A 25,619-nucleotide genomic window follows, 5' to 3' on the forward strand; every position below is an offset into this window, starting at 1 on the left:
CATGCTGTTGCTGGTCACCGCCTGCCTGGTGATCGGCCTGATCACCGGCTATTACGGCTGGAGCCTCGCGGCGGGCCTGGGCCTGTACCTGGCCTGGACACTCAAGCAGCTGCTGCGTCTGCACGAATGGCTGCGCCTGCATCAGCCCGATGAAGCACCGCCCGATGGCTATGGCCTGTGGGGCGAGGTATTTGACAGCATCTATCACCTGCAACGCCGCGACCAACGGGTACGCGGGCGTCTGCAAGCGGTGATCGACCGGGTCCAGGAGTCCACCGCCGCGCTGAAAGATGCCGTCGTCATGCTCGACAGCGAGGGCAATCTGGAATGGTGGAACCGCGCCGCCGAAACCCTGCTCGGCCTGAAGACCCCGCAAGACAGCGGCCAGCCCGTGACCAACCTGGTCCGCCATCCGCGCTTCAAGGAATACTTCGAGCAGGACAATTACGCCGAGCCGCTGGAAATCCCGTCGCCGACCAACGACCGGATGCGCATCCAGCTGTACATCACCCGTTACGGCAACAACGAGCACCTGATGTTGGTGCGCGATGTGACGCGCATCCATCAACTGGAACAGATGCGCAAAGACTTCATCGCCAACGTTTCCCACGAACTGCGCACGCCACTGACCGTGATCTGCGGCTACCTGGAAACCCTGCTCGACAACGTCGAAGACGTGAACCCGCGCTGGAGCCGCGCCCTGCAGCAGATGCAGCAACAGGGCGGACGCATGCAGACCCTGCTCAACGACCTGCTGTTGCTGGCCAAACTGGAAGCCACCGATTACCCGTCGGACAACCAGCCCGTGCCGATCGACACCCTGCTGCAATCAATCAAGAGCGACGCCCAGCAGTTGTCCGGCCAGAAAAACCAGCGCATCACCCTGGAAGCCGACTCGCGGATTCAGCTCAAGGGCAGCGAGGCGGAGTTGCGCAGCGCGTTCTCCAATCTGGTGTTCAACGCGGTGAAATACACCCCATCCGAAGGCAATATCCGCATTCGCTGGTGGGGCGACGAGCAAGGCGCCCACCTGAGCGTGCAGGACTCGGGGATCGGCATCGACGCCAAACACCTGCCGCGCCTGACCGAACGCTTCTACCGCGTCGACTCCAGCCGCAACTCCAACACCGGCGGCACCGGCCTGGGCCTGGCGATCGTCAAGCATGTGCTGTTGCGCCACCGGGCGCGGATGGAGATCAGCAGCGTGCCGGGTCACGGCAGCACGTTCACCTGCCATTTCGCCCCGGCCCAGGTGGCTCAGGCGCGGGCGATCAGCGCCACCGAGTAAGACCGACGGGCACACACCACTAGGCAATCGCCAAGTCAGCCGCTACATTGGCTGACTTGCGCCTGCCTTTCAGGTGCGGATTTATCTCTTTTTCGAATCACACGGAACCCGCAAAACTCCATCATGGACCCTTCCCCTGGCTTGTCCCTCGCTACGATTTTCGCCGATTTCGGCATGATTCTTTTCGCTCTGATCCTGGTTTTGCTCAACGGCTTCTTCGTTGCGGCGGAATTCGCCATGGTCAAACTGCGCTCGACCCGGGTCGAGGCCATCGCTGAACAACACGGCTGGCGCGGGCATATCCTGCGCACCGTACACAGTCAGCTCGATGCGTACCTCTCGGCGTGCCAGCTCGGCATCACCCTCGCCTCGCTCGGCCTGGGCTGGGTCGGCGAACCGGCGTTCGCGCACCTTCTGGAACCTGTACTGAGCGCGGTCGGGGTCGAGTCGGCCGAAGTGGTCAAGGCGATTTCGTTCTTCACCGCGTTCTTCATCATTTCCTACCTGCACATCGTGGTCGGCGAACTCGCCCCGAAATCCTGGGCGATCCGCAAACCCGAGCTGCTGTCGCTGTGGACGGCGGTGCCGCTGTACCTGTTCTACTGGGCCATGTACCCGGCGATCTACCTGCTCAACGCCAGCGCCAACGCGATCCTGCGCATTGCCGGCCAGGGTGAACCCGGCCCGCACCACGAACACCATTACAGCCGCGAAGAACTGAAACTGATCCTGCACTCCAGCCGTGGCCAGGATCCGAGCGATCAAGGCATGCGCGTACTGGCGTCGGCGGTGGAAATGGGCGAACTGGAAGTGGTCGACTGGGCCAACTCCCGGGAAGACCTGATCACGCTCGAATTCAACGCACCGCTCAAGGAAATCCTCGCGCTGTTCCGTCGCCACAAGTTCAGCCGCTATCCGGTGTACGACAGCGAGCGCCAGGAGTTCGTCGGCCTGCTGCACATCAAGGATCTGCTGCTGGAACTGGCCGCGCTGGACCACATTCCCGAGTCGTTCAACCTGGCCGAGCTGACCCGCCCGCTGGAGCGCGTCTCGCGGCACATGCCGCTGTCGCAGTTGCTGGAGCAGTTCCGCAAGGGAGGCTCGCACTTCGCCGTGGTCGAGGAGGCCGACGGCAACATCATCGGCTACCTGACCATGGAAGACGTGCTGGAGGTGCTGGTCGGCGATATCCAGGACGAACACCGCAAGGCCGAACGCGGCATTCTCGCGTATCAGCCGGGCAAGTTGCTGGTACGCGGTGACACACCGCTGTTCAAGGTCGAGCGCCTGCTGGGGATCGACCTCGACCACATCGAAGCCGAAACCCTCGCCGGCCTGATCTACGAAACCCTGAAACGGGTGCCGGAAGAGGAAGAAGTGCTGGAAGTCGAAGGTCTGCGGATCATCATCAAGAAGATGAAAGGCCCGAAGATCATCCTCGCCAAGGTGCTGATGCTCGACTGACGGGGTTTACTGCTTGCCCAACGCAAAGTTGGGCAACGCCCCCAGCGGCTGGTTGAACTGATACGGAATCGACACCAGCCCCAGCCCGGTATTGCGCTGCACCACGAAATGCAGGTGCGGGCCGCTGCTGTTGCCGGTGTTGCCGGACAGCGCCAGCGGGCTGCCCACCGTCACCCGCTGCCCCTCGCGCACGCTCACCGAACCTTGCTTGAGATGCAGGTACACGCCCATCGTGCCGTCGTCGTGCAGCACCCGCACAAAGTTGCCGGCGGGGTCATTGCCACGGCCGGTCTGCGAGTTTTCGGTCTTCACCACCACCCCCGCCCGCGCGGCGATGATCGGCGTACCCACCGGCATCGCGATGTCCATTGCGTACTTGTTCTTCGGCCCGAAGTGGCTGTAGTCGCCATTAGCGCCCTGACTCAGCCGGAACGGCCCGCCACGCCATGGAAACGGGTAGCGATAGCTCTGAGCCGCGCCAGCCGGGTCGCCAAGGGAATAGTGGAACTGCGGCGTATACACCAGCGGCTTGCCGCCGGAAACCGCCGTCAACAGCGCCAGCCGCGTCTTGCTGCGCGCCGGCAGCACCCGACGGATCGTTTGGGCCGGTGCGCCACGCACATTGCTCATCCCGGTAAACGCCAGCGCAACCTCGACCGGCGCATACAGGTCGTTGCGCACGAACACCACGTCCACGCCCTTCTGCTTCTTGATGTCGAGGTACACCTGACGCTCCAGGCGCTCGACCATCCGGTCCTGAAACACGAACACCTGCGAGCCTTTGCTTGGACGGTCGCTGTACGAGACCACTCCATTGGCATCGGTGGATTTGTAGATGGTCATGGCCACCGTCGCGGTGGAAGCCATGACCAGACCACAGAAAAACAGCAGGCGCACGAGCATGGGCAAAGGTTCTGTCGAAGGAAGGCCTGAAAAGAGCCTAGCAGCTGAGACAGACCAGGCTAGTCGACAGATGTTTCAAAATTGGCACAGCGAGGGATGGACGGTGGTTTCCGTCGCGGGCAAGCCCGCCCCCACAAGGGCAACACATTTCAATGTGGGAGCAGACTGTCAGGCGACGACGATCACGCGCCCGGAACGAAGTGCTTCTGCGCCGTGCCGCGAGCGATGAGGCGGGAGATGTAGTCGAGTTTCTGCGCGTCCTGGTCGACGAAGCGGAAGGTCAGTTGCAGCCATTCGCTGTCCGGCTTCGGCTCGTGGGCGACGACGGCATGCAGGTAGCCGTTGAGGCGGGCGATTTCGGCGTTGTCGCCCTGCTCCAGGTCGAGCACGGCGCTGTCGAGTACCTGTGGCAGGGTCTCGCCGCGCTTAACCACCAGCAGCGCTTCCTTGATGCTCAGGGCCTTGATCACGCACTGCTGGTTGCCACTTGGCAGACGCAACTGGCCCTGACCACGACCGCTGGCCGGGGCGGCGGAGGCTGTCGGGGCCTTGACCGGAGGGCTGTTGAGCAAGCCGCCACGGGACGGCGCGGCGGCCGCTGCCGGTGCAGCAGCGGCTGGCTTGGCGAACGGGTTGGCCGCAGCCGCAGCCGGCGCAGCACCGACCACGGCAGCCTTGCCGCCGGTCAATGCGCTCAGGGAGTCGTTGCCGAATGCCGAGTTCATCTTGGTCGGCGCGCTGTTCATCAGGGTGTCGAGCTTGCCGATCTTGTTCAGCGCCTGCTTGACCTTGGTCAGCAACTGCTCGTTGGTGAACGGCTTGCTGACGTAGCCGGAAACGCCGGCCTGAATCGCCTGCACCACGTTTTCCTTGTCGCCACGGCTGGTGACCATGATGAACGGCATGGTCTTGAGGTTGTCTTGCTCACGGCACCAGGTCAGCAGTTCCAGACCGGACATTTCCGGCATTTCCCAGTCGCACAGAACCAGGTCGAAAGCCTCCTTGGCGAGCATCGCCTGAGCCTTTTTGCCGTTGACGGCGTCCTCGGTGCGGATCCCCGGGAAGTAATTACGCAGGCACTTTTTCACCAGGTCACGAATGAACGACGCATCGTCCACGACCAACACACTGATCTTGCTCATCCAACACCCCTAAAAAAAATCCCGGCAAGCATAACGCTTTAATGATGGCACTTTGCCAAAACTCTTCAGTCACGCCGGGACTTTTCGTTCGCGGGTGCTGCTTTTGAATTCGAAAGCCGTAAAAAAAACGCCCGGCCAAAGGGCCGGGCGCTTTTCTCGGGCAATCTTACTTATCGTCAGCTTCGCCCGGAACATTAGCGGTTTCACCGCTTGTGCCTTCAACTTCTTCCTTCATGCGCTTGAGGCCCATGTGGCGCACATCGGTGCCGCGCACCAGGTAAATCACCAGCTCGGAGATATTGCGCGCGTGGTCGCCGATACGTTCCAGCGAGCGCAGCACCCAGATGATGCTCAAGACCCGCGAGATAGAGCGCGGGTCTTCCATCATGTAGGTCGCCAGCTCACGCAGGGCGGTCTTGTATTCGCGGTCGATGATCTTGTCGTACTGCGCCACCGACAGCGCCAGGTCGGCGTCGAAGCGGGCAAACGCGTCCAATGCATCGCGGACCATGTTGCGCACCTGATCGCCGATGTGACGCACTTCGACGTAACCACGCGGCGCTTCGCCTTCTTCGCACAGCTGGATCGCGCGACGGGCGATCTTGGTCGCTTCGTCACCGATGCGCTCCAGATCGATCACCGACTTGGAGATGCTGATGATCAGACGCAGGTCGGACGCCGCCGGCTGGCGACGGGCCAGAATGCGCAGGCATTCTTCGTCGATGTTGCGTTCCATCTGGTTGATCTGGTCATCGATCTCGCGCACCTGCTGGGCGAGGCCGGAATCCGCTTCGATCAGCGCGGTGACGGCGTCATTGACCTGCTTCTCGACCAGCCCGCCCATGGCCAGCAAGTGGCTGCGCACTTCTTCCAGTTCGGCGTTGAACTGCGCGGAAATGTGGTGGGTGAGGCCTTCCTTAGAAATCATTGTGTTCACTCCGCAAAAGCGTTTAACCAGGAGCCGCAGGCTACAAGCTGCAAGCTGATTTTTGACGTACCCGAGCCGCTCGGCCCGCGCGCGCTCTGCTAGCCGTAGCGACCGGTGATGTAATCTTCGGTCTGCTTCTTCGCCGGGTTGGTGAACAGCGTGTCGGTGTCGCCGAACTCCACCAGTTTGCCCATGTACATGAACGCCGTGTAATCGGACACCCGCGCCGCCTGCTGCATGTTGTGGGTCACGATGACGATGGTGAACTTGGATTTCAGTTCGTAGATCAGCTCTTCGACTTTCAGGGTCGAGATCGGGTCGAGGGCCGAGCACGGTTCGTCGAGCAGCAGGACTTCCGGCTCGACGGCGATGGTACGGGCGATCACCAGACGCTGCTGCTGGCCGCCGGACAGGCCTAGTGCCGAATCATGCAGGCGATCCTTCACTTCGTCCCACAGCGCCGCGCCTTTCAAGGCCCACTCGACCGCTTCGTCGAGAATGCGCTTCTTGTTGATGCCCTGGATGCGCAGGCCGTAGACCACGTTTTCGTAGATGGTTTTCGGGAACGGGTTCGGCTTCTGGAACACCATGCCTACGCGGCGACGCAGTTCGGCAACGTCTTCGCCCTTGCGATAGATGTTGTTGCCGTACAGGTTGATCGCGCCTTCGACACGGCAGCCGTCAACCAGATCGTTCATGCGGTTGAAGGTGCGCAGCAGCGTGGACTTGCCGCAGCCGGACGGGCCGATGAACGCCGTCACGCGCTGTTTCGGGATGTTCATGCTGACGTCGTACAGCGCTTGTTTCTCGCCGTAGAACAGGCTCAGGCCAGGCACTTCGATGGCCACGGTTTCCTGCTCGAGGCTCAGGCTCTGCTTGTCGCGACCCAGGGCCGACATGTTGATGCCGTGGGTATGTGTTTCGTGCTGCATGGGAGGCTCCCTGTGCTAACAAATTCGGTTCAGTGGGCTGCCGGCAGCGGCCGGCAGCACTTCAATTCTTGAGGCGGTAATCAGCTGTCCAGCGCCTTGTACTTCTCGCGCAGATGGTTACGGATATAAACGGCCGACAGGTTCAGCGTTGCGATCACCAGCACCAGCAGCAGCGCGGTGGCGTACACCAGCGGTCGCGCCGCCTCGACGTTCGGGCTCTGGAAGCCGACGTCATAAATATGGAAGCCCAGGTGCATGATCTTCTGATCCAGGTGCAGGTACGGGTAGTTGCCGTCCACCGGCAGCGACGGCGCCAGCTTCACCACACCCACCAGCATCAGCGGCGCCACTTCACCGGCGGCACGGGCCACCGCGAGGATCATGCCGGTCATCATCGCCGGGCTGGCCATTGGCAGGACGATCTTCCACAGGGTTTCAGCCTTGGTCGCGCCGAGGGCCAGCGAGCCTTCGCGCACGGTACGCGGGATCCGCGCCAGACCTTCCTCGGTAGCGACGATCACCACCGGCACCGCCAGCAGCGCCAGGGTCAGCGAAGCCCACATCAGGCCCGGAGTACCGAAGGTCGGTGCCGGCAGCGCTTCAGGGAAGAACAGACGGTCGAGAGAACCCCCGAGCACGTAGACGAAGAAGCCCAGGCCAAACACGCCGTAGACGATCGCCGGCACACCCGCCAGGTTGTTCACTGCGATGCGGATCACCCGGGTCAGGGCGTTCTGCTTGGCATATTCACGCAGGTACACCGCCGCCAGCACGCCGAACGGGGTGACGATCATCGCCATGATCAGGGTCATCATCACGGTGCCGAAAATCGCCGGGAAGATACCACCTTCGGTGTTCGCTTCACGCGGGTCGTCGGACAGGAACTCCCAGACCTTGCTGAAGTAGAAACCAAGCTTGGTGAACGTGCCCATGGCGTTCGGCTGGTAGGCGTGAACCACTTTGCCCAGGCCGATCTCGATTTCCTTGCCATTGGCGTCACGGGCGGTCAGGGCGTCACGGTTGAACTGCGCGTGCAGATCGGACAGACGCGCTTCGATGTCCTGATAACGGGCGTTCAGCTCGGCGCGCTCGGCATCCATGTCCGCTTGTGCGGTGGCGTCGAGTTTGCCTTCCAGCTCCAGTTTGCGACCGTGCAGACGGATGCGCTCCAGACCGGCGTTGATCGCACCGATATCGGTTTTTTCCAGCGACTTGAGCTGTGCGGCGAGCTTGCTCACGCGGTCGATCCGCGCTTGCAGTTCAGGCCAGGCGGCCTCGCCCTCGGCGATCACCTTGCCGTCCTGTTTGACGTTGACCAGGTAGCCGTAGAAGTTGCCCCACTCGCGACGCTCCAGCGCCATCAGCTCCGGCGGCGTCTTCTGGTTGGTCAGCCACTCGCCGACGATCCAGGTGAAGTCGTTGCCGTTCAGGTCACGGTTGCCGACCTTGATCAGCTCGCGCGTCATGAATTCCGGGCCTTGATCCGGCACCGGCAGACCGGCGCTCTTCAATCGGGCGCGGGGCACTTCTTCCTTTTGCACCACTTCGCCGATGACCAGGTGATTGGCCTGGCCCGGTACGTCGTAGCTGGCATGCACCAGATCCGCCGGCCAGAAGTGACCCAGACCGCGCACGGCAATCACCGCCAGCAGGCCAATGGTCATGATGACCGCGATGGACACCGCGCCACCGCTGATCCAGACGCCCGGGGCGCCGCTCTTGAACCATCCATTCAGGGAGTTCTGTTTCACAGACTTCTACCTTTATTAAAGCGACGAGTATTTCTTGCGCAGACGCTGACGAATCAGTTCCGCGAGGGTGTTCATGACGAAGGTGAACAGCAGCAGCACCAGCGCCGAGAGGAACAGCACGCGGTAGTGGCTGCCGCCGACTTCCGACTCGGGCATTTCCACCGCGACGTTGGCCGCCAGGGTGCGCAGGCCTTCGAACAGGTTCATCTCCATGACCGGGGTGTTACCGGTCGCCATGAGCACGATCATCGTTTCACCGACCGCACGGCCCATGCCGATCATCAGCGCCGAGAAGATGCCCGGGCTGGCGGTCAGGATCACCACGCGGGTCATGGTCTGCCACGGCGTGGCGCCGAGAGCCAGGGAACCCAGGGTCAGGCCGCGCGGTACGCTGAACACGGCGTCTTCGGCGATCGAGTAGATGTTCGGGATCACCGCGAAGCCCATGGCCAGACCGACCACCAGAGCGTTGCGCTGGTCGTAGGTGATGCCCAGGTCGTGGGAGATCCACATGCGCATGTCACCGCCGAAGAACCAGTTCTCCATGAACGGACTCATGTACAGCGACAGCCAGCCCACGAACAGGATCACCGGAATCAGCAGCGCACTTTCCCAGCCATCCGGCACTTTCAGACGGATCGATTCAGGCAGGCGGCTGAAGGTGAAGCCGGCGACCAGAATGCCGATCGGCAACAGCATCAGCAGGCTGAAAATGCCCGGCAGATGCCCTTCCACATACGGCGCGAGGAACAGACCGGCGAAGAAGCCGAGGATCACCGTCGGCATCGCTTCCATCAGCTCGATCACCGGTTTGACCTTGCGGCGCATGCCGGGGGCCATGAAGTACGCGGTGTAGATCGCCGCGGCAACCGCCAGTGGCGCCGCCAGCAGCATCGCGTAGAACGCGGCTTTCAGGGTGCCGAAGGTTAGAGGCGAAAGGCTTAGTTTCGGTTCGAAGTCGGTGTTGGCCGCCGTCGACTGCCAGACGTATTTAGGCTCGTCGTAGTTCTCGTACCAGACCTTGCTCCACAGCGCGCTCCAGGAAACTTCCGGGTGCGGGTTGTCGAGCAGCAGCGGTTGCAGCTTGCCGCCCGCTTCGACGATCACACGGTTGGCGCGCGGCGACAGACCGAACAGACCCTGCCCCTCGACCACCTGATCGACCAGCAAGGTGCGATGCGCGGTGCTGTGGAACACGCCGAGCTTACCGCTCGCATCGAGGGCGACGAAGCCCTTGCGGCGTTCTTCAGCGGTAATTTCCACGATCGGCGTGGTGCCCATCTGGAAGGTACGGATCTGCTTCAGACGCAGCTCGCCATCGGTGTCACGGGCCATGAACCATTGGGCCAGACCACCCTTGGAGTCACCGACGATCAGCGAGATACCGCCCACCAGTTGCGTGGAAGCAGTGACTTCGGCGTCAGCGTTTTCCAGCAGCTTGTAGCGACCGTTGAGGCTCTTGTCGCGCAGGTTGAACACGTCGGCCTGGGCACGACCGTTGACCACATACAGCCACTGCTGACGCGGGTCGACAAAGATGTTTTTCACCGGTTCGGTCATTTGCGGCAGATCGATGCGCTTCTGCTCGTTGGTGACTTCGCCGGTCATCATGTTTTCTTCGCTGGTCAGCGACAGCACATTGAGTTGCGAACCGGTGGCGCCGACCAGCATCAGGGTCGAATCGGTGGCGTTGAGGCTGACGTGCTCCAGCGCCCCGCCGCTCTCGTTCAGCGCGATCGGCGTTTCGCCGTACGGGAACTCGATGGCCGGGGTGATGGTTTTCTTGCCTTCCGGGTAGCTGACTTTATAGGTGTGACGGAACACCAGCGCCTGACCGTTGGACAGACCCACGGCCACCAGCGGATGACCTGGCTGGTCTTCACCGATGGACGTCACGGTGACGCCGGCCGGGACCGGCAGATCGACGCGCTTGAGTTCGGCGCCACTGTCGATCTCGAAGAACAGCGCCTGGCCCTTGTCGGAAACGCGCATGGCCACCTGATTCTGCTCTTCGAGCGAAATCATCAGCGGCTTGCCGGCATCCTGCATCCAGGCCGGAGTAATGGCGTCGTTGGCCGTCAGCTCGGCACCCTTGAACAGCGGCGCGACCACGTAGGCGAGAAAGAAGAAGATCAGGGTGATGGCCGCCAGCACCGCCAGGCCGCCAACGAGGACGTACCAACGGGTGAAGCGATCCTTGAGCGCACGAATGCGGCGCTTGCGTTGCAACTCAGGCGTATTGAAGTCAATGCGCTTGGGAGGGTTCGTAGTCATTTTGGAATTGGCCAGATCATTCATGCGCACACCCTAGCGATCCTGTATGACAGAAAGATGACAATGCAGTGACGCACCAAATCCGCCGCCAGCAGGGCACTGGCAGTGGATAAAAGAATTCGGGGAGTGTGGGGGCCGGGCCGCTTGCGGGCCGGGCCCCACACGTGAGTCAGGCGGGGTTCACCCCTGACTCAGTTTGTTACTTTTTTGCGACTTCAGCGCCGCCTTCCTGCAGACCCAGGTCAGCCAGTGCTTTGGCAGCGACCTTGGCTGGCAGTGGGATGTAGCCGTCTTTCACCACAACTTCCTGGCCCTGTTTGGACAGAACCAGTTTCACGAACTCGGCTTCCAGCGGGGCCAGAGGCTTGTTCGGGGCTTTGTTGACGTATACGTACAGGAAGCGGGACAGCGGGTACTTGCCGTTCAGGGCGTTCTCTTCCGAGTCTTCGATGAACTCGGTGCTGCCTTTCTTCGACAGAGCAACGGTTTTCACGCTGGCGGTCTTGTAGCCGATGCCCGAGTAACCGATGCCGTTCAGCGAGGAGCTGATCGACTGCACGACCGAAGCCGAACCTGGTTGTTCGTTGACGTTAGGCTTGTAGTCGCCTTTGCACAGGGCTTCTTCCTTGAAGTAGCCGTAGGTGCCGGATACCGAGTTACGACCGAACAGTTGCACCGGCTTGTTGGCCAGGTCGCCGGTCACGCCCAGGTCGCCCCAGGTTTTCACGTCGGCCTTGGCGCCGCACAGACGGGTGGACGAGAAGATCGCGTCAACCTGTTCCATGGTCAGGTGCTGGATCGGGTTGTCCTTGTGTACGAATACTGCCAGGGCGTCCACGGCAACCGGGATAGCGGTTGGCTTGTAGCCGTACTTCTGCTCGAAGGCAGCCAGTTCGGTGTCCTTCATCTTGCGGCTCATCGGGCCGAGGTTGGAGGTGCCCTCGGTCAGCGCAGGTGGCGCGGTGGCGGAGCCAGCGGCCTGAATCTGGATGTTTACGTTCGGGTATTCTTTTTTGTAGTTCTCAGCCCAGAGGGTCATGAGGTTGGCCAGGGTATCGGAACCGACGCTGGACAGGTTGCCCGACACACCAGTGGTCTTGGTGTAGCTCGGGATAGCAGGGTCAACAGCGGCAACCGCGTTGGCAGTCGCAACGCCAGCAGCGACAAAAGTCATTGCCGCCATCAAACGCTTCAGTTTCATGCCTTACTCCTAGCAGATAGGGTGTGTTAAGTCGGGGCCAAGTATCAGCAGGCCGTGTGAACACTCTATGGCTGAAATATGACAATTGGATGAAAGGCCAGTATCGAGGTTTTACAGAATGATTCGTCGATAGGCCGGACAAGACAGGAAACCCTGTGGGAGCTGACCGGCTCCCACAGGCCAGTGATTTAGCGCCCCTTCTTCCAGAGCCACGCCCCCACCACAATCCCCATCCCGCACAGCACCGCCACATAGTAGGCAGGCCCCATCGCGCTTTCTTTAAGCAGCAGGCTGACCACCATGGGGGTCAGGCCGCCGAAGATTGCGTAGGCGACGTTGTAGGAGAACGACAGGCCGCTGAAGCGCACCACCGGCGGAAATGCCTTGACCATCACATACGGCACCGCGCCGATGGTGCCGACCAGCAGGCCGGTCAGCGCGTACAGCGGGAACAGCCAGTCCGGGTGATCCGCCAGGCTGTGATAGAAGGTCCAGGAGCAGGCCAGCAGGCCCGTGCAGCCGAACACGAAGACCCGACCGGCACCGTAGCGGTCAGCCAATGCACCGGCGATGACGCAGCCGAAGCTCAGGAACACGATCGCCAGGCTGTTGGCTTGCAGCGAGGTAGTCGGCGAGAAGTGATAGACCGTTTGCAGCACGGTCGGGGTCATCAGGATCAGCACGACGATGGCGGCGGACAGCAGCCAGGTCAGCAGCATCGAAATGGCGATCGCCCCGCGATGATCACGCAGCACTGCACGCAGCGGCACTTCTTCGGCCAGCGCCTTGCGTTGTTGCAGTTCGGCGAACACCGGCGTTTCGTGCAGCCAGCGGCGCAGGTAGACCGAGAACAGGCCGAATACACCGCCGAGCAGGAACGGGATCCGCCAGGCGTAATCCGAGACTTCCACCGGCGTATAGATGCTGTTGATCGCCGTAGCGACCAGCGAGCCGAGCAGGATGCCGGCGGTCAGGCCACTGGTCAGCGTGCCGCAGGCGTAGCCGATGTGCTTCTGCGGGACGTGTTCGGAAACGAAGACCCAGGCCCCCGGCACCTCGCCGCCGATCGCCGCGCCCTGGATCACCCGCATCAGCAGCAGAAGGATCGGCGCCCACATGCCGATCTGCGCGTAGGTCGGCAGCAGACCCATGATCAGGGTCGGCACGGCCATCATGAAGATGCTCAGGGTGAACATCTTCTTGCGGCCCAGCAGGTCGCCGAAGTGCGCCATGATGATGCCGCCCAGCGGCCGCGCGAGGTAACCGGCGGCGAAGATGCCGAAGGTCTGCATCAGGCGCAGCCACTCGGGCATGTCCGCCGGGAAGAACAGTTTGCCGACCACGGTGGCAAAGAACACGAAAATGATGAAATCGTAGAACTCCAGCGCGCCGCCCAGGGCCGATAGCGACAGAGTCTTGTAATCATTGCGGGTCAAGGGGCGTGCGGGTTGCTCGGGCTGCGCGAGGCTCGATGGCGCTGTGGTCATGGCAAGGTCTTCTCTTATAGTCGGATCTGCCGCCACAACAACGCTGGCTGTGGCGCGGACAGGTTCGGCACCATAGCAAATTGTTCGAAAAAGCACATAGAGGCGCGTATTTGACGGTTGAAATGAGAACCGGACGGTCGTCGCGGAGTCTACCGACCGATATACTCGCAACCTTGCTCCGGTTTACAGGGGTTGCTGTGCGAAAACGTTGCTGGTCGCTCCCGGTCCGGAGGCAGTCGGTTTCGCAGAGTTTCCCTTTAGACGCCTGATGGAAAACGTGACGAACGTGTATGTTCGGTGCTGAATCGTTTTTCCCGAAGACGGCTACCACCAGCAATACCAACGAAGAGTCACGGGTCAGAGGCACCCCCGGCATGATAGAGCTCGAACAAGAAGATCCAATCCCGCAAGGCGACCTGGCCCTGCAAATCACCGCACTCCCCCGCGAAACCAACGGCTTTGGCGATATTTTCGGCGGCTGGCTGGTGGCGCAGATGGATCTGGCCGGCACCGCGATGGCGAGCCGAGTAGCCGGTGGCCGTGTGGCGACTGTCGCCATCGATCGCATGGCCTTCCTGGTGCCGGTGGCCGTCGGCGCGCAATTGTCCTTTTATACCCAGACCCTGGAAATCGGCCGCAGCTCGATCCAGATGATGGTCGAAGTATGGAGCGACGATCCGCTGTCCAGCGAGTGGCGTAAAGTGACCGAAGCGGTCTTCGTGTTCGTGGCCATCGACGGCAGCGGACGCACCCGTTCGGTTCCGCCTCGCGCGCGTTAAACCTCGCGGCCGTTCTGCGGTCGATAGTCGTCCCAAGTTTCTGATCGAGAGCCGCCCCATGAACACGCCCAATGTTGAAGCCGTGAAACTGGATGAACTGAACTGCTGGCGCATTCGCCACGGTCAGGCCGAAGTACTGGTGGCCCAACAAGGCGCGCATGTCCTCAGCTATCAGATCGACGGCCAGCCGCCAGTGATCTGGCTGAACGACAAGGCGGTGTTCAAGACCGGCAAGAGCATCCGTGCCGGCGTGCCGGTGTGCTGGCCGTGGTTCGGCAACTTCGAGCGTAACCCGCAAAGCGTGAAGGCCATGCGCGTCAGCGCGGAACCGGCGCCCGCCCACGGTCTGGTGCGGGCAATGGATTGGGAGCTGGGCGGCATCGAAGCCGAAGGCAACGGCCTGAAGGTCGAGTTCACGCTGCCCTGCCCCGAAGGCGGCCTGCCGGGCTGGCCGCATCAGGTGGACCTGACCCTGACCCTGCGCCTCGACGAGCAACTGCACCTGAGCCTGACCAGCCACAACCGTGGCGCCGACAGCGTCAGCATCAGCCAGGCGCTGCACACCTATTTCGCCGTCAGCGACGTGCGTAACGTGCGGGTCGCCGGGGTGGATGGCTTGAACTACATCGAAACCCTGGACGACTGGAAAACCGTCACCCAGAAAGGCGATCTGCATTTTGCCGGCGAAACCGACCGCATCTACCTCAATGCGCCACCGCAGCTAAGCATCGTCGACCCGGCGTGGGAACGGCAGATCGTGCTGACCGCCACCGGCTCGCGCACGGCGGTGATCTGGAATCCATGGATCGACCGCGCCGCCGCGTTCAGCGACATGGACAACGACGGCTGGCAACGCATGCTGTGCATCGAGACGGCGAACGTGATGGATGACGTGGTGAATCTGGCTCCGAACGCCAGCCACACCATGGGCGTCAGCATCGGCAGCAAGCCGCTCTAAGCCACAGCACAAAACGAAATGTGGGAGCGGGCTTGCTCGCGAAGAAGGCGTCTCAGTCAACCAATCCAGCGACTGATACACCGTTTTCGCGAGTAAGCCCGCTCCCACAATTTTTTTGAGTGCTGGTTAGAGATCCGACTCCTGCACCACCCGCACTTTGTCCGCCTCCAGCGCATACGCCGCATCGGCCAGGTCATTGCTGACCTTTTCGATCTTCAGCGTGCCGGTCACCCACAGCGGCGTGTAGATGTCGTTCAGTTTCAGGCCCTTGGGATAGCGCACCAGCACCAGTTGGTTCGGCGGCGGTGGCGGTACGTGGATGCACGCGCCCGGGTAGGGAACCAGGAAGAACAGCGTGCTGCGGCCCTTGGCATCGGACTCCAGCGGCACCGGATACCCGCCGATGCGGATGTGCTTGTCGTTCATCGACGCCACGGTCTTGGTCGAATACATCACCGCCGGCAGTCCCTTGGCCTGTTTCATCCCCCCCTTCTGGGTGAAGGTGCCGGTGGCCTCGGGTGAGTTGTGGTCGATCTCAGGCATGGCCTCGAGGGCTTTCTGATCCGACTTGGGCATCAGTTCCAGCCAGTCGGTTTCCGGCAGTTCGCCGGCGTGGGCCAGACCGCTGCCCAGCAAAAGGAGAGTCAATAAAAGACGGCGCATGAAAGTGCTCGGTAAAGATGCTCGGAAAAGGAAGGAAGGTGAATCGCCGAGCATTCTAGCCCTCCGCGCCGCTTTGGCGCAGAGGGCCATGTCGCTTGAATCAGTTCTTTTTGATCAGGCCGTAGATCACCAGCAGCACAATCGCACCGACCAGCGCGCCGAAGAAGCCTGCGCCCTGACCCGCCTGATAAATGCCCAGGGCCTGGCCGCCGTAAGTGGCCGCCAGCGAACCGCCGATACCGAGCAGGATGGTCATGATCCAGCCCATGCTGTCATCGCCCGGTTTCAGGAACCGCGCCAGCAGGCCGACGATCAAGCCGATAAAGATGGTTCCGATAATTCCCATGGCATTTCCCTCTGAATTGGTCGATATGCCAAAGCCTAGTCAGACTTTGGCATCCTGCCATCAGAGAACGCCGGTCCCTATTGGTTCCACCGTTGCCACATGAAAGGTAAGTTACTCGGCGATCAGCGCTTCGACCTTGAGGATCTGCTGCTCCAGCGTCGCCTTGTCGGCGCAGCGCAGGTTGGCGTGGCCGACCTTGCGTCCGGCCTTGAAGGCTTTGCCGTAGTGGTGCAGATGGCAATCGGCGATGGCGATGACCTTTTCAACCGGCGGAACCACACCGATGAAATTGAGCATCGCGCTTTCGCCGACCTTGGCCGTCGAACCCAGCGGCAGACCGGCGACGGCCCGCAGGTGGTTTTCGAACTGGCTGCACTCGGCGCCTTCGGTGGTCCAGTGCCCGGAGTTGTGGACGCGCGGAGCGATTTCGTTGGCCTTGAGGCCTCCGTCGACTTCAAAGAACTCGAACGCCATCACGCCAACGTAGTCCAGTTGCTTGAGCACGCGGCTGGAGTAATCTTCGGCCAGGGCCTGCAACGGGTGATCGGAGCTGGCGACCGACAGCTTGAGAATGCCGCTGTCGTGGGTGTTGTGGACCAGCGGGTAGAACTTCGTTTCACCGTCGCGGGCACGCACGGCGATCAGCGACACTTCGCCGGTGAACGGCACGAAACCTTCCAGCAGGCAAGGCACGCTGCCCAGTTCGGCGAAGGTGCCGACCACGTCTTCCGGCTTGCGCAGGACTTTCTGGCCCTTGCCGTCGTAACCGAGGGTGCGGGTTTTCAGCACGGCAGGCAGACCGATGGCAGCCACGGCGGCGTCCAGGTCGGCTTGCGACTGGATGTCGGCGAACGCCGGGGTCGGAATCCCCAGGTCCTTGAACATGCTCTTTTCGAACCAGCGGTCACGGGCGATGCGCAGGGCTTCGGCGCTCGGGTAGACCGGCACGAATTGCGACAGGAACGCCACGGTCTCGGCCGGGACGCTTTCGAACTCGAAGGTCACCAGATCGACTTCATCGGCGAGCTGACGCAGGTGATCCTGATCGCCGTAATCGGCCCGCAGGTGTTCGCCCAGCGCCGCCGCGCAGGCGTCCGGCGCTGGATCGAGGAAAGCGAAGTTCATGCCCAGCGGGGTGCCCGCCAGGGCCAACATGCGACCCAACTGGCCGCCACCGATTACACCGATCTTCATCTCAACAACCTCAGGCAATACGTGGGTCTGGATTGTCCAGGACGCTGTCTGTCTGCTCGGCACGGAAGGTTTTCAGTACCGCGTGGAATTGCGGATGCTTGGCGCCCAGGATGCTCGCCGAGAGCAGGGCGGCGTTGATCGCGCCCGCCTTGCCGATGGCCAGGGTGGCGACCGGAATACCGGCCGGCATCTGCACGATCGACAGCAGCGAGTCGACGCCCGAGAGCATCGCCGACTGCACCGGCACGCCCAGCACCGGCAGGTGGGTCTTGGCCGCACACATGCCTGGCAGGTGGGCTGCGCCACCGGCACCGGCGATGATCACCTCGATGCCGCGACCTTCAGCCTCTTCGGCGTACTGGAACAGCAGATCCGGGGTACGGTGGGCAGAAACCACCTTGACCTCGTACGGGATGCCGAGCTTTTCCAGCATATCGGCGGTGTGGCTAAGGGTGGACCAATCGGACTTGGAGCCCATGATCACGCCAACCAGTGCACTCATCGTCGCGCCTCTTCTCTCTGGGCGCCCGCAGGCGCGTCAAAAACAACAAGCCACGCAGAATTGCGTGGCTTGTTGTAGGAAAAATGGCCGGACGAACCGGCCGAAGGCCGCGCAGTATACCGCAAAGAAAGCAATAAACAGCCCCCGATGCGACCATCTGTCAAATGAGCGAAAGGCCCGGTTTTATTGACCTCAAGGTCAGCGCCGAGGGACCACGAATCCGCGCAATTCAAGCGCCTTGTGCAGCACCGCCCTCCAGTTTGCGCCACAGCAACCGCACGTTGGCTTTGCGCACCAGGGCGCAGCGGTACAGGCGGATCTCCAGCGGCACATGCCATTGCGGACCGCCGCAGACCACCAGTTCGCCACGGGCCAGCTCGGCCCGCACGCTCAATTGCGGCACCCAGGCGATGCCGAGGCCTTCCAGGGCCATGCTTTTCAGGCTGTCGGCCATAGCGGTTTCATAGATCGTGGTGAAACGCAGCGCGCGCTGACGCAACAAACCATTGACCGAACGCCCGAGAAACGCCCCGGCGCTGTAGGCCAGCAGCGGCACGCTGGCCTCGCCTTCCAGATCGAACAACGGCTTGCCATTGGCATCCGCCGCGCACACCGGAAGCATTTCGGTCTGCCCCAGATGCAGCGAAGGAAAGATTTCCGGGTCCATTTGCATCGCCGCGTCCGGGTCGTAGAACGCCAGCATCAGATCGCAACCACCCTCGCGCAAGGCGTGTACGGCATCGCCAACGTTGGTCGCCACCAGCCGCGTGGCGATGTTCAGGCCTTCGTTGCGCAACTGCGCGATCCAGCGCGGAAAGAAGCCCAGCGCCAGCGAGTGCGCCGCCGCCACTTGAATCACTTCGCCCTGCCCGCCTTCCAGATGATGCAGATGGCGCAGCACTTCGCCGAGCTGTTCGACCACGGTACGGGCGGTCACCAGAAACAGTTGCCCCGCCGCCGTCAGCTCGACCGGCGTGCGCGAGCGGTTGACCAGCGTCAGCCCCAGCGCCGCCTCCAGGCTGCGGATCCGCCGGCTGAAGGCCGGCTGCGTCACGAAGCGCCGTTCGGCCGCCTGCGAGAAGCTGCGGGTGGCGGCCAGAGCACTGAAGTCCTCGAGCCATTTGCTTTCCAGATTCATCACACCCTCCGGGGCGCACCAAAATAGGTCACACGTCTGCCGCGCAAGCGGCGTCACACGGGCATTATGCCGAATGTGCATAGGTCAGTGCTTAACAGCATTGGCCCAAAATTTCCCACAAGCCTAGCATTCGCAGCGTTCCGGCACAGACCGGGTCCATATCGAGATGATTTCTATCATGTCCTCCGCTGCATCTTTCCGCACAGAAAACGATCTGCTTGGCGCCCTCGAAGTACCGGCTCAAGCGTATTACGGCATCCAGACCCTGCGAGCGGTGAACAACTTCCGCCTCTCCGGTGTTCCGATTTCGCATTACCCGAAACTGGTTGTCGGTCTGGCCATGGTCAAACAGGCCGCTGCAGACGCCAACCGTGAACTGGGCCATCTGAGCGAAGCCAAGCACGCTGCCATCAGCGAAGCCTGCGCACGATTGATCCGCGGTGATTTCCACGAAGAGTTCGTGGTGGACATGATTCAAGGCGGCGCTGGCACTTCGACCAACATGAATGCCAACGAAGTCATCGCCAACATCGCGCTGGAGGCCATGGGTCACCAGAAGGGCGAGTACCAGTACCTGCACCCGAACGACGACGTGAACATGGCGCAGTCGACCAACGACGCCTATCCAACCGCGATCCGCCTGGGTCTGCTGCTGGGTCACGACGCGCTGCTGGCCAGCCTCGACAGCCTGATTCAGGCGTTCGCGGCCAAGGGTGAAGAATTCAACCACGTCCTGAAGATGGGCCGTACCCAACTGCAAGACGCCGTACCGATGACCCTGGGTCAAGAGTTCCGTGCTTTCGCCACCACCATGAGCGAAGACCTGGCCCGTCTGAAGACGCTGGCTCCGGAAGTGCTGACTGAAGTGAACCTGGGCGGCACCGCGATCGGCACCGGCATCAACGCCGACCCACGCTATCAGGCGCTGGCGGTAAAACGCCTGGCGCTGATCAGCGGCCAGCCGCTGGTTCCGGCTGCCGACCTGATCGAAGCGACCTCCGACATGGGCGCCTTCGTGCTGTTCTCCGGCATGCTCAAACGCACCGCGGTCAAGCTGTCGAAGATCTGCAACGACCTGCGCCTGCTGTCCAGCGGCCCACGCACCGGTATCAACGAAATCAACCTGCCGGCCCGTCAGCCAGGCAGCTCGATCATGCCCGGCAAGGTCAACCCGGTGATTCCGGAAGCCGTTAACCAGGTGGCCTTCCAGGTCATCGGTAACGACCTGGCGCTGACCATGGCGGCCGAAGGCGGCCAACTGCAACTGAACGTGATGGAGCCGCTGATCGCATTCAAGATCCTCGACTCGATCCGCCTGCTGCAACGCGCCATGGACATGCTGCGCGAGCACTGCATCGTCGGCATCACCGCCAACGAAGCACGCTGCCGTGAACTGGTCGAGCACTCGATCGGCCTGGTCACCGCACTGAACCCGTACATCGGCTACAAAAACGCCACCCGCATCGCCCGTATCGCGCTGGAAACCGGCCGTGGCGTGCTGGAACTGGTGCGCGAAGAAGGCCTGCTCGACGAAGCCATGCTCGCCGACATCCTGCGCCCGGAAAACATGATCGCTCCGCGTCTGGTTCCGCTCAAAGCCTGAGCCGACGCGTTATTTGCAGCACCGCTCACCAGGTCGAGGGACTAGACACCTCTCACCTTTTGAGGGCTTGGGGATGATTCCCCAGGCCCTTTTTTTTAACTATCTGACACTGAGAACCGTATGTCTGGGGATTGCTGCATGTGAGAGCAGTCCCTGCACAAACCCGACGCCGGTAACGTCGGGTGCTTCAAAGCCTCGTTTCGTCGCTTGCACCACAACTGTGCAGACGGGCGCCGCACTGATAGGTATAGTGCCGCCCCTCTTCGCATGAGCGGTCGTCGGTAACGAGGCCCAAACCCATGTGAAACCCCGAACTAATAACAAACCCGCGATATGGAACCGGGACGAAACCTTCGCCTCAGCGGCGTGCCGCGCGCACACCGATGTAACACGATGTTTCTTCCACTCCAGCCATTGCTTACACAAAAAACAGCGAGGAAAAATCCATGCTCGAAGTCATTAACGACTTCCTCTCAGGGAAAGTACTGATCGTGCTCATTGTCGGGCTCGGTAGCTACTTCACGATTCGCTCGCGTTTCGTTCAACTGCGCCACTTCTTCCACATGTTCGCGGTGTTCCGCGACAGCCTCAAAGGCAGCGCCGGGCAACTCAGCTCGTTCCAGGCCCTGATGCTCAGCCTTGCCGGCCGCGTCGGTGCAGGCAACATCGCCGGTGTCGGTATCGCCGTGACCCTCGGTGGGCCGGGTGCGGTGTTCTGGATGTGGGTAACCGCACTGGTCGGAATGTCCAGCAGCTTCTTTGAATGCACGCTGGCCCAGGTCTACAAGCGCGCCGACGGCGACGGCCTGTACCGTGGCGGCCCGGCCTACTACATCCAGCACGGCCTGAAGCTCAAAGGCATGGCGGTGGTGTTCTCGATCCTGCTGCTGGTCACCTACGGCTTCGCCTTCATCGGCCTGCAGTCCTACACCGTGACCCACTCGCTGCAGAACGCCTTTGCCTTCGATCCACAACACACCGGTATTGTCCTGGCGGTACTGCTGGCCATCACCTTCATCGGCGGCATCAAGCGCATCGCCTCGGTGTCCGACCTGCTGGTCCCGATCAAGACCCTGGCCTACATCGGCGTGACCCTGTACGTGATCGGCACCCAGATCGAACACGTGCCAGCCATGCTCGAAACCATCTTCAAGAGCGCCTTCGGCCTTGACCCGGCCTTCGGCGGCCTGCTCGGCAGCGCCATCGTCATGGGCGTGAAGCGTGGCGTGTTCGCCAACGAAGCGGGCCTGGGCAGTGCGCCTAACGTCGCCGCCGTGGCTGCCGTGAAGCACCCGGGTGCCCAAGGCGTGGTCCAGGCCTTCAGCGTGTTCCTCGACACCTTCGTGATCTGCACCTGCACCGCGCTGCTGATCCTGCTGTCGGGCTTCTACACCCCGGGCTTCGAAGGTGACGGCATCGTCCTGACCCAGAACTCGCTGGCAGCCGTGGTCGGTGACTGGGGCCGCATGTTCGTCAGCGTCGCGCTGTCGCTGTTCGTCTTCACGTGCATCCTCTACAACTACTACCTGGGCGAGAACAGCCTGCAGTTCCTCACCCGCAACCGCGCCGCGCTGATGACGTTCCGCGGCCTGGTGCTGGCGCTGGTGGTATGGGGTTCGATGCAGGACCTGTCGACCGTGTTCGCCTTCGCCGACATCACCATGACCTGCCTGGCCTTCGTCAACCTGATGGCCCTGGCCCTGCTGTTCAAGGTCGGCATGCGCGTGATGCGCGACTACGACGAGCAGCGCCGCGCCGGCATCAGCCAGCCCGTGTTCGACTCGAGCAAATTTTCCGATCTGGACCTGGACCCTCAGGCATGGCCGGCCAACCCGCCCGCCGCTGCCAACCCTGAAGCTCAGCCGCAAGGCGTACCGGCAGCGCAACGCTGACCGGTAAATGACGGGCGCATCCTCTGCGCCCGTCAGTTAAAGTTCGGAAAACTGTGGGAGCGAGCGTGCTCGCGACAGCGGTGGATCAGTCGACATTCATGTTGCCTCTGATGGCCCCTTCGCGGGCAAGCCCGCTCCCACAGGACCCCATCCTCCCGGAGAATCCCATGAACCCTTCGACCTACCCAGCCGCCCAGCACGTCATGGTGCTCTACACCGGTGGCACCATCGGCATGCAGGCCAGCGCCAATGGCCTGGCCCCGGCCTCCGGTTTCGAAGCACGGATGCGTGACTACCTGCACAGCCAGCCTGAACTGGTGGTGCCACAGTGGCGCTTTCGCGAGATGTCGCCGTTGATCGACAGCGCCAACATGACCCCGGCCTACTGGCAGCAACTGCGTGAAGCGGTGGTCGATGCCGTGGATGTGCAGGGTTGCGACAGCGTGCTGATCCTCCACGGCACCGACACCCTCGCCTACAGCGCGGCGGCGATGAGCTTTCAGTTGCTCGGCTTGCACGCACGCGTGTGCTTCACCGGTTCGATGCTGCCGGCCGGTGTCACCGACAGCGACGCCTGGGAAAACCTCAGTGGCGCACTGGTTGCCCTCGGACAGGGCCTGGCACCGGGTGTGCACCTGTACTTCCATGGTGAGCTGCTGGCGCCGACCCGCTGCGCCAAAGTCCGCAGCTTCGGCCGCCATCCGTTCAAACGCCTGGAGCGTCAGGGCGGCGGCGTGAAAGCCACTTCGCTGCCTGCCGCGCTGAATTACAACCAGCCCAAGCAACTGGCGAACGTCGCGATCCTGCCGCTGTTTCCCGGGATCGGCGCCGAAGTCATTGATGGCCTGCTCGCCAGCGGCATCCAGGGCCTGGTGCTGGAGTGCTACGGCAGCGGCACCGGCCCGAGCGATAACCCGCAATTCCTCGCCAGCCTCGGTCGCGCGCGGGACAAGGGCGTGGTGGTCGTGGCGGTTACGCAATGCCATGAAGGCGGAGTCGAACTGGATGTGTACGAGGCCGGCAGCCGCTTGCGTGGGGTTGGCGTGCTGTCCGGTGGCGGTATGACCCGCGAGGCAGCGTTCGGCAAGTTGAACGGCTTGCTGGGCGCCGGGCTGGAAACACAGGAAGTACGCCGGCTGGTAGAACTCGATCTGTGTGGCGAACTGAGCTGAAAACAGCCATGTAAGAAACCTTCCTGTACTTGGGTACAGGAAGGTTCAATTAAAGCTAATCGACCGTAAATTCAAACTTTCCGTGATTCAGCTTCGCACTTTCTGGCCGATCACTGGTAATACCGTCAAACAACCCTTGAACCTTTTTGCTTCCGGCTACCCACTCCACACGAATCCACCCCTTCTCCGCCACCCACTCTTGCGGAGGATCCTGATATAGAAAATACACAAAAGGACTTGGTAACTGGATTTTCTGATTCAGTGCCTCTTTTTTTACAAGCACGGCAATCAGTGAGTTAAGCGGACCTCCCGGGTTCATATCAAAATTAACCGCAATGTCTTCAGGACGGATTTCAGCGCCGGAAACCGGACCTTTCTTTGTAACGCCATTCACTTCTACGGTGATTTCACCACTGGCACTGGCCAGACTGCTGAAAACATCTTTTGAATAGCTGGTTTTATTTGCCACATTCATAAAGTTCTCCTTGATTCTTAATTATGCTCCGTGCCGATATACAACCCACTACCTAACAAGCACACTCGCAAACTAGTTTAACGGGGATGCTCCGTCAAAAAATAAAATTGAATTCCGACGAACCAGATACAACGCGACAAACGGTCGTTATTTCAAGAAAAACCTGTTACTTCTGACAGTAGACAGCGCAAACACCTGAACTTAAAATTTAGATGGGGAAAGCTCTATCAAAATACATTCATATTAATAAGTTAATTATTAATAAACCAAAGTAACCACATCATTTAATAATGAAAGTTTGTCGATGATAGATACGGCACATTACTTGCTGCCTTTTACCCGTCCTCGCCTGGAACGCCCCTATGCTGCACTCCCACCTCACCACCCTCAACGCCGTCTCTCTGGTGCTCAACACCTTCAAGGCCGAAGGCTTGTCCAGCGAGGCGTTGCTCGCCGGCAGCGGTATCAGTGCGGCGGATCTGAGCCGGGCGGACACGCGCATCACCACCAATCAGGAGATGCAGGTCTGCGCCAATGCGGTCGCGCTCAAGCACGATATCGGCCTCGAACTGGGCCGACGCATGCATGTGTCGTCCTACGGCATGCTCGGTTACGCGCTGCTCACCAGTGCCACCTTCGGTGACGCTTTGCGCCTGGCGATCCGTTATCCGGCGCTGTTGGGAACACTTTTCGAACTGAGCCTGGAAGACGACGGCGAGCGAGTCTGGTTTGTCGCTGCCGACTACCGTGAAAGCCCGGCGATGGCGGCGTTCAATGCCGAGTTCTGCCTGGTGTCGCTGAAGGTCATCTGCGATGACTTGCTCGGCCATCCGCTGCCACTGCTCGCCAGCCGTTTCGAGCACACGGCACCGGACTATCGCGACAGCTACGCCGAACCTTTCGCCTGCCCGCTGCAATTCGGCACCAAAGACAACGCGTTTGCCTTCGACCGACGCTGGCTCGATCAGCCGCTGCCGCTGGCCGACGTCATCACCCATCAGGCCATGGCCGAGCGCTGCCGCAAACAGAACACCGAGTTCACCGGCCGCCAGGCCTGGCTGGGGCGCATCCGCCAGTTGCTCGGCGCACAGCTGAATGCCGCGCCGGGGCTGGAAGGGCTGGCGCAGCAGATGAACTGCTCGCCGCGCACCCTGCGCCGGCACCTGAAGGACATGGGTTGCAGCTATCAGGAACTGCTCGACGAACTGCGTTTCGAACGGGCCAAGCAGATGCTGTGCGAGGATCAGTTGCCGATCTATCGCATCGCCGAGACGCTGGGCTTCAGTGAGACCGCGAGCTTCCGCCATGCCTTTGTGCGCTGGAGCGGCGTGGCGCCGAGCCAGTTCCGCCCGCACTGAGTTTCCCCTTTTTGCGGGTCTGCACGCCGCGCCTGAATGGGGCGGCCCGTGTTGAAAAGGGGCGAATTCAGGTCAGCATTTTTGGCCATATCGATCTCCTTTTGGCCGCTCCCGCCGTTCTCCGATCCGTCGTGCGCCGCAACACTGTGGGCAACCGAATCAGCCCTGC

At 61.5% G+C, this 25,619-nt stretch carries 22 protein-coding genes; 8 read left to right on the forward strand and 14 right to left on the reverse strand.

Annotated features, from left to right (window positions below; all coding sequences use genetic code 11):
• Window position 1: 1 nt before the first annotated feature.
• A complete protein-coding gene (gene phoR / locus N8H74_RS02510; RefSeq protein WP_262146242.1) occupies window positions 2-1,288 on the forward strand; it encodes a phosphate regulon sensor histidine kinase PhoR in 1,287 nt (428 codons plus the stop codon).
• A gap of 123 nt (window positions 1,289-1,411) precedes the next feature.
• A complete protein-coding gene (locus N8H74_RS02515; RefSeq protein WP_262146067.1) occupies window positions 1,412-2,752 on the forward strand; it encodes a hemolysin family protein in 1,341 nt (446 codons plus the stop codon).
• 6 nt (window positions 2,753-2,758) lie between these two features.
• On the opposite strand, the gene N8H74_RS02520 is transcribed toward N8H74_RS02515, so the two are convergent.
• From N8H74_RS02520 to N8H74_RS02555, 8 genes are all read right to left on the reverse strand, one after another.
• Window positions 2,759-3,655 carry a M23 family metallopeptidase gene (locus N8H74_RS02520; RefSeq protein WP_217829177.1) on the reverse strand — a complete coding sequence of 299 codons (897 nt, stop codon included), beginning with the start codon at window positions 3,653-3,655 and terminating at the stop codon, window positions 2,759-2,761.
• Window positions 3,656-3,837: 182 nt separating this feature from the next.
• A complete protein-coding gene (locus N8H74_RS02525; RefSeq protein ID WP_262146068.1) occupies window positions 3,838-4,797 on the reverse strand; it encodes a response regulator in 960 nt (319 codons plus the stop codon).
• Between the two features lie 166 nt (window positions 4,798-4,963).
• On the reverse strand, window positions 4,964-5,725 hold the full coding sequence (gene phoU, locus N8H74_RS02530; RefSeq protein ID WP_186531114.1) for a phosphate signaling complex protein PhoU: 762 nt from the start codon (window positions 5,723-5,725) through the stop codon (window positions 4,964-4,966).
• A 98-nt stretch (window positions 5,726-5,823) separates the two neighbouring features.
• On the reverse strand, window positions 5,824-6,657 hold the full coding sequence (gene pstB / locus N8H74_RS02535) for a phosphate ABC transporter ATP-binding protein PstB (protein ID WP_217829175.1): 834 nt from the start codon (window positions 6,655-6,657) through the stop codon (window positions 5,824-5,826).
• An 80-nt stretch (window positions 6,658-6,737) separates the two neighbouring features.
• Window positions 6,738-8,408 carry a phosphate ABC transporter permease PstA gene (pstA, locus tag N8H74_RS02540; RefSeq protein WP_217829174.1) on the reverse strand — a complete coding sequence of 557 codons (1,671 nt, stop codon included), beginning with the start codon at window positions 8,406-8,408 and terminating at the stop codon, window positions 6,738-6,740.
• A 15-nt stretch (window positions 8,409-8,423) separates the two neighbouring features.
• The gene (locus N8H74_RS02545) at window positions 8,424-10,457 is read right to left on the reverse strand and encodes an ABC transporter permease subunit (protein WP_262146243.1); all 2,034 of its coding nucleotides are present in this window, start codon (window positions 10,455-10,457) and stop codon (window positions 8,424-8,426) included.
• 424 nt (window positions 10,458-10,881) lie between these two features.
• On the reverse strand, window positions 10,882-11,883 hold the full coding sequence (locus tag N8H74_RS02550; protein WP_016985762.1) for a phosphate ABC transporter substrate-binding protein PstS: 1,002 nt from the start codon (window positions 11,881-11,883) through the stop codon (window positions 10,882-10,884).
• A gap of 188 nt (window positions 11,884-12,071) precedes the next feature.
• On the reverse strand, window positions 12,072-13,370 hold the full coding sequence (locus N8H74_RS02555) for an MFS transporter (protein WP_262146070.1): 1,299 nt from the start codon (window positions 13,368-13,370) through the stop codon (window positions 12,072-12,074).
• Between the two features lie 374 nt (window positions 13,371-13,744).
• Between N8H74_RS02555 and N8H74_RS02560 the strand changes: the two genes are divergently transcribed.
• Window positions 13,745-14,149 (forward strand): acyl-CoA thioesterase, encoded by a 405-nt coding sequence (locus tag N8H74_RS02560; RefSeq protein ID WP_003229628.1) that lies wholly within the window; start codon window positions 13,745-13,747, stop codon window positions 14,147-14,149.
• 58 nt (window positions 14,150-14,207) lie between these two features.
• A complete protein-coding gene (locus tag N8H74_RS02565) occupies window positions 14,208-15,107 on the forward strand; it encodes a D-hexose-6-phosphate mutarotase (protein WP_262146071.1) in 900 nt (299 codons plus the stop codon).
• 126 nt (window positions 15,108-15,233) lie between these two features.
• Here the strand turns inward: N8H74_RS02565 and N8H74_RS02570 are convergent, their stop codons facing one another.
• The 5 genes from N8H74_RS02570 to N8H74_RS02590 form a co-directional block, all read right to left on the reverse strand.
• Window positions 15,234-15,770, reverse strand: coding sequence for a DUF3299 domain-containing protein (locus N8H74_RS02570; protein ID WP_217829171.1), 537 nt, complete (start codon window positions 15,768-15,770; stop codon window positions 15,234-15,236).
• 100 nt (window positions 15,771-15,870) lie between these two features.
• The gene (locus N8H74_RS02575) at window positions 15,871-16,116 is read right to left on the reverse strand and encodes a GlsB/YeaQ/YmgE family stress response membrane protein (RefSeq protein ID WP_217829170.1); all 246 of its coding nucleotides are present in this window, start codon (window positions 16,114-16,116) and stop codon (window positions 15,871-15,873) included.
• Window positions 16,117-16,227: 111 nt separating this feature from the next.
• On the reverse strand, window positions 16,228-17,310 hold the full coding sequence (locus N8H74_RS02580) for a 5-(carboxyamino)imidazole ribonucleotide synthase (RefSeq protein WP_217829169.1): 1,083 nt from the start codon (window positions 17,308-17,310) through the stop codon (window positions 16,228-16,230).
• Window positions 17,311-17,320: 10 nt separating this feature from the next.
• Entirely contained in the window at window positions 17,321-17,812 is a 492-nt protein-coding gene (purE, locus tag N8H74_RS02585; protein ID WP_007954291.1) for a 5-(carboxyamino)imidazole ribonucleotide mutase, read from the reverse strand.
• A 229-nt stretch (window positions 17,813-18,041) separates the two neighbouring features.
• Entirely contained in the window at window positions 18,042-18,950 is a 909-nt protein-coding gene (locus N8H74_RS02590; protein ID WP_217829168.1) for a LysR substrate-binding domain-containing protein, read from the reverse strand.
• Between the two features lie 178 nt (window positions 18,951-19,128).
• Between N8H74_RS02590 and aspA the strand changes: the two genes are divergently transcribed.
• From aspA to N8H74_RS02605, 3 genes are all read left to right on the forward strand, one after another.
• Window positions 19,129-20,553 carry an aspartate ammonia-lyase gene (gene aspA, locus N8H74_RS02595; RefSeq protein ID WP_217829167.1) on the forward strand — a complete coding sequence of 475 codons (1,425 nt, stop codon included), beginning with the start codon at window positions 19,129-19,131 and terminating at the stop codon, window positions 20,551-20,553.
• 446 nt (window positions 20,554-20,999) lie between these two features.
• A complete protein-coding gene (locus N8H74_RS02600; RefSeq protein ID WP_262146074.1) occupies window positions 21,000-22,445 on the forward strand; it encodes an alanine/glycine:cation symporter family protein in 1,446 nt (481 codons plus the stop codon).
• Between the two features lie 167 nt (window positions 22,446-22,612).
• Window positions 22,613-23,617, forward strand: coding sequence for an asparaginase (locus N8H74_RS02605; RefSeq protein WP_217829165.1), 1,005 nt, complete (start codon window positions 22,613-22,615; stop codon window positions 23,615-23,617).
• Between the two features lie 55 nt (window positions 23,618-23,672).
• Here the strand turns inward: N8H74_RS02605 and N8H74_RS02610 are convergent, their stop codons facing one another.
• Window positions 23,673-24,092: a hypothetical protein gene (locus N8H74_RS02610; protein ID WP_262146075.1), complete on the reverse strand. Its 420-nt coding sequence runs from the start codon at window positions 24,090-24,092 to the stop codon at window positions 23,673-23,675.
• Between the two features lie 362 nt (window positions 24,093-24,454).
• On the opposite strand from N8H74_RS02610, the gene N8H74_RS02615 reads away from it, so the two are divergent.
• Window positions 24,455-25,450, forward strand: a complete 996-nt coding sequence (locus tag N8H74_RS02615) for an AraC family transcriptional regulator (protein ID WP_262146076.1) — start codon at window positions 24,455-24,457, stop codon at window positions 25,448-25,450.
• Window positions 25,451-25,619 lie beyond the last annotated feature (169 nt).

The organism is Pseudomonas sp. B2M1-30 (assembly GCF_025447575.1).
Taxonomy (GTDB): Bacteria; Pseudomonadota; Gammaproteobacteria; order Pseudomonadales; family Pseudomonadaceae; genus Aquipseudomonas; species Aquipseudomonas botevensis.